Source organism: Mesorhizobium sp. WSM4814 (assembly GCF_055811595.1).
In genome coordinates this window covers 1-5,700 of sequence record NZ_JBVVQT010000055.1, presented here as the reverse complement: position 1 = coordinate 5,700, position 5,700 = coordinate 1, and the positions used below count along the sequence as shown (strand labels likewise).

The following is a 5,700-nucleotide window of genomic DNA, read 5'->3' as shown; positions in this document are numbered from 1 at the left end:
CCGCGCCCCCCGGGGGCGGGGGGCGCCCCGGGGGGCGGGGGCGGGGCGGGCGGGTGGCGGGGGGGGGGGGGGGGGGGGCGCGGGCGGGGGGGGCGATGGAGCGGGACTGGTGGCGCCGCTGGAAACTGTGCCGTTCGAGCCGGAAAGCCTCGACCTCGCCGTGTCGCTTTTGTCGCTTCAGGCAATGAACGACATTCCCGGCATGCTGGTGCAGATCCGCCGCGCTCTGAAGCCGGACGGTCTTTTCCTAGGCGCTTTTGCCGGCGCCGGCACGCTTTCCGAGCTGCGCGAATGCCTGCTCGCCGCCGAGACCGAGCTTTATGGCGGCGCCAGCCCGCGCGTCATCCCGTTCACCGACGTGCGCGACGCCGGCGCGCTTTTGCAACGCGCCGGCCTGGCCTTGCCCGTCGCCGACGTCGAGACGGTGACGGTGCGTTACGATTCCCTGTTCGGCTTGATGGCGGACCTGCGGGCGATGGGCGAGACCAGCGCGCTCATTGACCGCTGCAGGCGACCGGCCACACGAAAGCTGTTTGCCCGCACCGCCGAAATCTATGCCGAACGATTTTCGGATGCCGACGGCCGCGTCAGAGCGAGTTTTCCGATCGTCTGGATGTCGGGCTGGGCACCCGACGCCTCGCAGCAAAAACCGCTGAAGCCGGGCTCGGCCAAACTGTCGCTGAAGGCAATCCTGGAAAATCCCGGCCGGCGCTGACCGGTTTATTATGGACGCGGCTGGTCGGTTACTGCGCGAAAGCCTTCACAAGCTTGCTGGCATTGTCGCTGAACAGCCACGTGATTGCGTCGGCGACCTTGCCGACGCCGCCTACGATGGTAAGCGACAGCACGGCCACGATCAGCCCATATTCGACAGCCGTCGCGCCGGTCTTGTCTTCCCAAAATCGTTGCAGCAATGTTTTCATGGCCGTCGATCCCGCTTGCCGGAACCCTAGCGCGGACCTGTTAAGAAAGGTTAATGACACAGGCTTAACAGGCGATGAAAGCACCGCTTTGGCCGGTGTCAGCAGTCGCCGCTGCGCTGGCCATTGTCGCGTATCACGCAGATCGAAGTGGGCAGCGGCTGCAGCACGCTCCTGCGCAGCGTGTAGGTATCACGACGGCCGGTCGAGCCCGTGCTTCCAATCGAACCCGTGCTTTCAACCGACCCTGTGCTCATCCTGTCGAGGCCGCCGGCAAAATCGTCGCGGGCTGATCGCGTCCGGTTGTCGAGCAAGGGCGTGGCGATCAGGGCTAGCGCCACCGCGGCTGAGCCGAACAAAAGCGTGATCCGCAATAGTCCCATGCCGGCAGCCCTAAAGCTGCGGTCGGGTCGGATCGAATCCCAGTCCCTGTCGAGGCTCATGCAACCGCCCTCCGGCGAAGGCCTGGACACGACCTTCCTTCGATTTCTGCCGTCATTTTTTCACGGCCAGATAAATCTTCCATTAACGTTGTCTAGGTCTCGGAGGGCAAAATCACAGAAGATCGATGAGGAACTGGATCAGCGGCGCGTCGGCCGGCGGCATCGGAAAATCGCGCATCTGGCGCGGCCGCACCCATTTCAGCACCTGCCCCTCCTTCGGCTGCGCGATGCCGCGGAAGCGACGGCAGACGAACAGCGGCATCAGCAGGTGAAAATCATCGTAGGAATGGCTGGCGAAGGTGAACGGCGCCAGGCAGGGAATGTCGGTTTCGATGCCGATCTCCTCGTACAATTCGCGGATGAGGCATTCTTCCGGCGTCTCGCCGGGCTCGACCTTGCCGCCCGGAAACTCCCACAGGCCGGCCAGTTGCTTGCCTTCGGGGCGCTGCGCCAGAAGCACGCGGCCGTCGGTATCGACCAGCGCGCAGGCTGCGACCAGGAGCAGGCGCTTGCCGACAGGGTGCGGGCCGGTCATGCGCCGGGCGGCCGGCGATAGTGGTAACGATAGACTTCGTCGAACCCGAGCGAACGATAGAGCGCCAGCGCCGGCGCGTTGTCGGCCTCGACCTGCAGCCAGGCTTCCCGGGCGCCGCGCAGCCGTGCCCATTTCAGCGCCGACAGGATGAGGTGGCGGCCATGGCCCTGGTTGCGCACCGATCTGTCGGTGGCGATCTCGAACAGCCCGGCAAGATCGCCGTCATGGACGCAGATCAGCGTCGCCAGCGGTTCGGTGCCGTCTTCGAGCGCGAACAGCCCGGCTTCCGGCTGGATGGCGCCGATGATCTCCGACAGGCCCGGCCGCAGCGACACATCCGAGCCGCTTACTTTTAGCGCCGCGCCGATGAAGCGGCTGATGTCCTTCAGCGGGATCTGGTCCATGGCGGCATCGAGTTGGGCGTCCGCCAGCGGCAACCGCATCACCAGCGATTCGTCGAATGTGCTCCAGCCCTCGCTGTCGAGATGTTTGGCAAGGATCGGCCCCGACAGCGGCGATATGCGGAAGGTCAGCGGCCGGCCATAGGCGTCGAAACGGCGGCTGGCGCGGCCGATGCGATCGGCAATGTGCTGGATGTCGCCCGGATCGAGCGGGTTGACCGAATTCAGCCGCTTGGCCGGATGGCCCGCCGTCAGCCGCACCACCCAGGTGCCGTCATAATGGACGGCCGCCGCCGGCCAGGCGCGAAAGCCGGCCGCCTCGTAGCGGCGCACGATGGCAAGCACGCTTGCCGGATGTCTGGAAACCAACGCCATCAACTCCGATAATCGCCGTTGATGGCGACATACTCCTTGGTGAGGTCGCAAGTCCACACCGTCGCCTTGCCGCGGCCGATGCCGATATCGGCACGGATGCGGATCTCGTCGCGCTTCATGTAGGCCGACGTCGCCTCCTCGGAGTAGGCGGCGTCGCGCTCGCCCTGATGCGCCAGCCTGATGTCGCCGAACCAGATCGACAGCAGGTCGCGGTCGGCCGGTTCGCCGGCCTTGCCGACGGCCATGACGACGCGGCCCCAATTGGCGTCTTCGCCGGCGACCGCCGTCTTGACCAGCGGCGAATTGGCGATCGACAGCGCGATGCGCTTGGCCGAGCGGGCCGATTTCGCGCCGGTCACGGTGACCTCGACCTGTTTTCGCGCGCCCTCGCCATCGCGCACCACTTGCAGTGCCAGCGCTTTCAGCACCTTGCCGAGCGCGCGGCGGAAGGCGCCGAGGCGCGCATCGCCGGCATTCGTGATATCAGGCGCACCGCGCCGGGCGGCCGTGCCGGTGGCGAACATCAGCAGCGTGTCGCTGGTCGAGGTGTCGCTGTCGACGGTGACCGCATTGAACGTCTTGGCGGTGCCGCGCGACAAAAGATCCTGCAGCACGGGGGCTGCGATCGGCGCGTCGGTGGCGATGAACGAGAGCATTGTTGCCATGTCGGGCGCGATCATGCCGGCGCCCTTGGCAATGCCGTTGATGGTGACGTCGGCGTCGCCGAGTTTTACCGTCGCGGTCGCCAGTTTCGGATAGGTGTCGGTGGTCATGATCGCCTTGGCGGCTTCGGTCCACAGGTCCGGCCTGCCGTCCCTCACCAGTCCGGCGAGCAAATGGCCGAACTTGCCGGCATCGAGCGGCTCGCCGATGACGCCGGTCGACGCCAGAAACACCTCGTCCGGCGTGCAGCCCGCAGCCTTGGCCGCAGCCTCGCCGGTCATTGCCGTGGAGGCTCGGCCCTTGCTGCCGGTGAAGGCATTGGCGTTGCCGGAATTGACGACCAGAACGCGCGCCTTGCCCTGCCCGAGATTCTGCCGGCAGAAATCGACCGGCGCCGACGGGCATTTCGACTTGGTGAACACGCCGGCGACCGTGGTGCCGGCATCGAAGACCATGGTCAGCAGGTCGGTGCGGTTCTTGTACTTTATCCCGGCCTCGGCTGTGGCGATGCGGACGCCCTCGATGTCAGGCATTTTAGGATATTTCTTCGGCGCGAGCGGCGAAATCGTGGCTGACATGAGGACCTCGGGCGGGAGAAACGCAAGAGAGCGCCGGTTTGCCCGATAGCGGGCGCCGGCGCAAGGGCGTTTGGTGGTTGAGCACGTTCCCCTTTCTCATCGAAACGAAACGCTCAGTTGCACGAAACGGACCGTTTCGTTTCGACTACAAAGTGTGTACGATGTGCCGACGAAAATCATGGGCAAGGAAAACAGGATGGGGCTGGATCGGGGGCGCAGGTCGATCGGCGCGCGGCGCAACCCCGACAGCGCCGACGCCATTCTCGACGCCGCCGAGGCAGTTCTGGTCGAGGCCGGTTATTCCGGCTTCTCGATCGAAGCGGTGGCGCGGCGGGCGCGTGCGGGAAAGCCGACAATCTATCGCTGGTGGCCGAGCAAGGCCGCCTTGCTGTTCGACGTCTATCAGCGGCTAAAGCGCGTCGATTATCCCGATACCGGCAACCTCGAGGACGATCTCGTCGGCTTCCTCAAAAGCCTGTTCTCGCGCTGGCGCGAAACATCGTCAGGCAGCATCTTCAGATCGCTGATCGCCGAGGCGCAGTCGGACGCAATGGTGGCCGCCGTGCTTGCCGAATACACCAAAGGACGCCATGCCCATACCGGCCAGATGATCGAACGCGCCAAGGCAAGAGGCGAAGTCGCGGCCGACGTCGATTCCACGCTCGTCGCCGACCTGGTCGCCTCGTTTGCCTGGACGCATCTCTTGACCAATCGCCTCGACGAAGACGAAACGACGCTGCGCAAGGCGGTTGGCTATCTGTTGAAGGGCATAGAAGCTGACGATGCCGGCTCGGTCGACGCCGCGGCTGTCCGGCGGAGGCGTCGACGTGTCATCGGTCGCACCGCCCGGTAGAGCGGCAGGGTGGCGGGGCAAGACCCTGGCGTGGTGCAGACCACCAGAGGAACAATTGTCGGAGGCGGCGACGCCAACAATTTTGCAGAGGCGATTGCCCTCGCCTACTTGGTGTTTTCCAGCGCGTCGACCGTCTTCTTCAGCTTCTCGTCCGGGATCTCGACCTTGGCCTGGGAGCGCAGCGACTTGACCAGCGCGATGTATTTGTCGCGGATGACTGCCTGGCGGGCCTGATCCTTGACCTGGTCGAAGGCCGGCGGCTGCTTGGCGCGCTTGTCCTCGACCTGGATGACGTGCCAGCCGAACTGCGACTGCACCGGCTGCTCGGTGTACTTGCCGACCGCCAGCGCGAAGACCGCCTTGTCGAATTCCGGCACCATCTGGCCGGGTCCGAACCAGCCGAGATCGCCGCCGCTGGTCTTGCCGCTCGGATCGCTGGTGTGCTCGTTGGCAAGTTTCTGGAAATCGGCGCCGCCGTCGAGCTGCTTGATGATCGCATCGGCCTCTTCCTTCGTCTTCACGAGGATGTGACGGGCATGGACCTCGTTGGCCGGCGGCGTGTTGGCGATTTCCTGGTCGTAGCGGGCGCGAACCTCGGCATCGGTGATCTTGCCGACGACATCCTTCTCGACCATTTCGCCATGCAGGGCGCGCTGCTGCAGGAACGCCATGCGGCGCTGGAAGTCGGGATCCTTGTCGAGGCCGGTGGTGACTGCCTGGGCGGCCATGACCTTGATTTCGATCGCTGCCGAAAGGGCTGCGGCGCGGCGCTGTTCGGGCGGCATCTGCGCGAACTGCTGCGACAGCTCGCCTTCGGCAAGCGCAAGATCTGCCTCGGTCAGCGACTGGCCGTTGATCGTGGCGACCACGGCGTTCGGATCGACCGGCGCGGCCGACTGGGCGGGTGCGCCCGGCTGGGCGGGGGCTGGTTG

Annotated in this window: 8 protein-coding genes; 2 read left to right on the top strand and 6 right to left on the bottom strand. The window is 65.5% G+C overall.

Features of this window, described 5'->3' with window-relative positions; translation table 11 throughout:
- On the top strand, positions 1–715 hold a 715-nt coding region (locus AC0L2V_RS32060; protein ID WP_473522169.1), incomplete at its 5' end, for a methyltransferase domain-containing protein.
- A 28-nt stretch (positions 716–743) separates the two neighbouring features.
- Here the strand turns inward: AC0L2V_RS32060 and AC0L2V_RS32055 are convergent.
- The 5 genes from AC0L2V_RS32055 to argJ form a co-directional block, all read right to left on the bottom strand.
- Positions 744–923 (bottom strand): Flp family type IVb pilin, encoded by a 180-nt coding sequence (locus tag AC0L2V_RS32055; RefSeq protein WP_023797290.1) that lies wholly within the window; start codon positions 921–923, stop codon positions 744–746.
- 98 nt (positions 924–1,021) lie between these two features.
- Positions 1,022–1,363 (bottom strand): hypothetical protein, encoded by a 342-nt coding sequence (locus AC0L2V_RS32050; protein ID WP_473522168.1) that lies wholly within the window; start codon positions 1,361–1,363, stop codon positions 1,022–1,024.
- Between the two features lie 112 nt (positions 1,364–1,475).
- Positions 1,476–1,898, bottom strand: coding sequence for a (deoxy)nucleoside triphosphate pyrophosphohydrolase (locus tag AC0L2V_RS32045; protein WP_023797288.1), 423 nt, complete (start codon positions 1,896–1,898; stop codon positions 1,476–1,478).
- Complete coding sequence (locus AC0L2V_RS32040; RefSeq protein WP_208602559.1) at positions 1,895–2,674, bottom strand: GNAT family N-acetyltransferase; 780 nt, start codon at positions 2,672–2,674, stop codon at positions 1,895–1,897. The genes AC0L2V_RS32045 and AC0L2V_RS32040 overlap by 4 nt, the downstream gene beginning before the upstream one ends.
- Complete coding sequence (gene argJ, locus AC0L2V_RS32035; RefSeq protein WP_473522167.1) at positions 2,674–3,915, bottom strand: bifunctional glutamate N-acetyltransferase/amino-acid acetyltransferase ArgJ; 1,242 nt, start codon at positions 3,913–3,915, stop codon at positions 2,674–2,676. The genes AC0L2V_RS32040 and argJ overlap by 1 nt, the downstream gene beginning before the upstream one ends.
- Before the next feature lie 196 nt (positions 3,916–4,111).
- Here argJ and AC0L2V_RS32030 point away from each other — a divergent pair, with 196 nt between their 5' ends.
- Positions 4,112–4,768 carry a TetR/AcrR family transcriptional regulator gene (locus AC0L2V_RS32030; RefSeq protein ID WP_473522166.1) on the top strand — a complete coding sequence of 219 codons (657 nt, stop codon included), beginning with the start codon at positions 4,112–4,114 and terminating at the stop codon, positions 4,766–4,768.
- A gap of 104 nt (positions 4,769–4,872) precedes the next feature.
- Here the strand turns inward: AC0L2V_RS32030 and AC0L2V_RS32025 are convergent.
- Positions 4,873–5,700, bottom strand: an 828-nt coding sequence (locus AC0L2V_RS32025; RefSeq protein WP_473522165.1) for a peptidylprolyl isomerase, incomplete at its 5' end; no start/stop codon positions are given.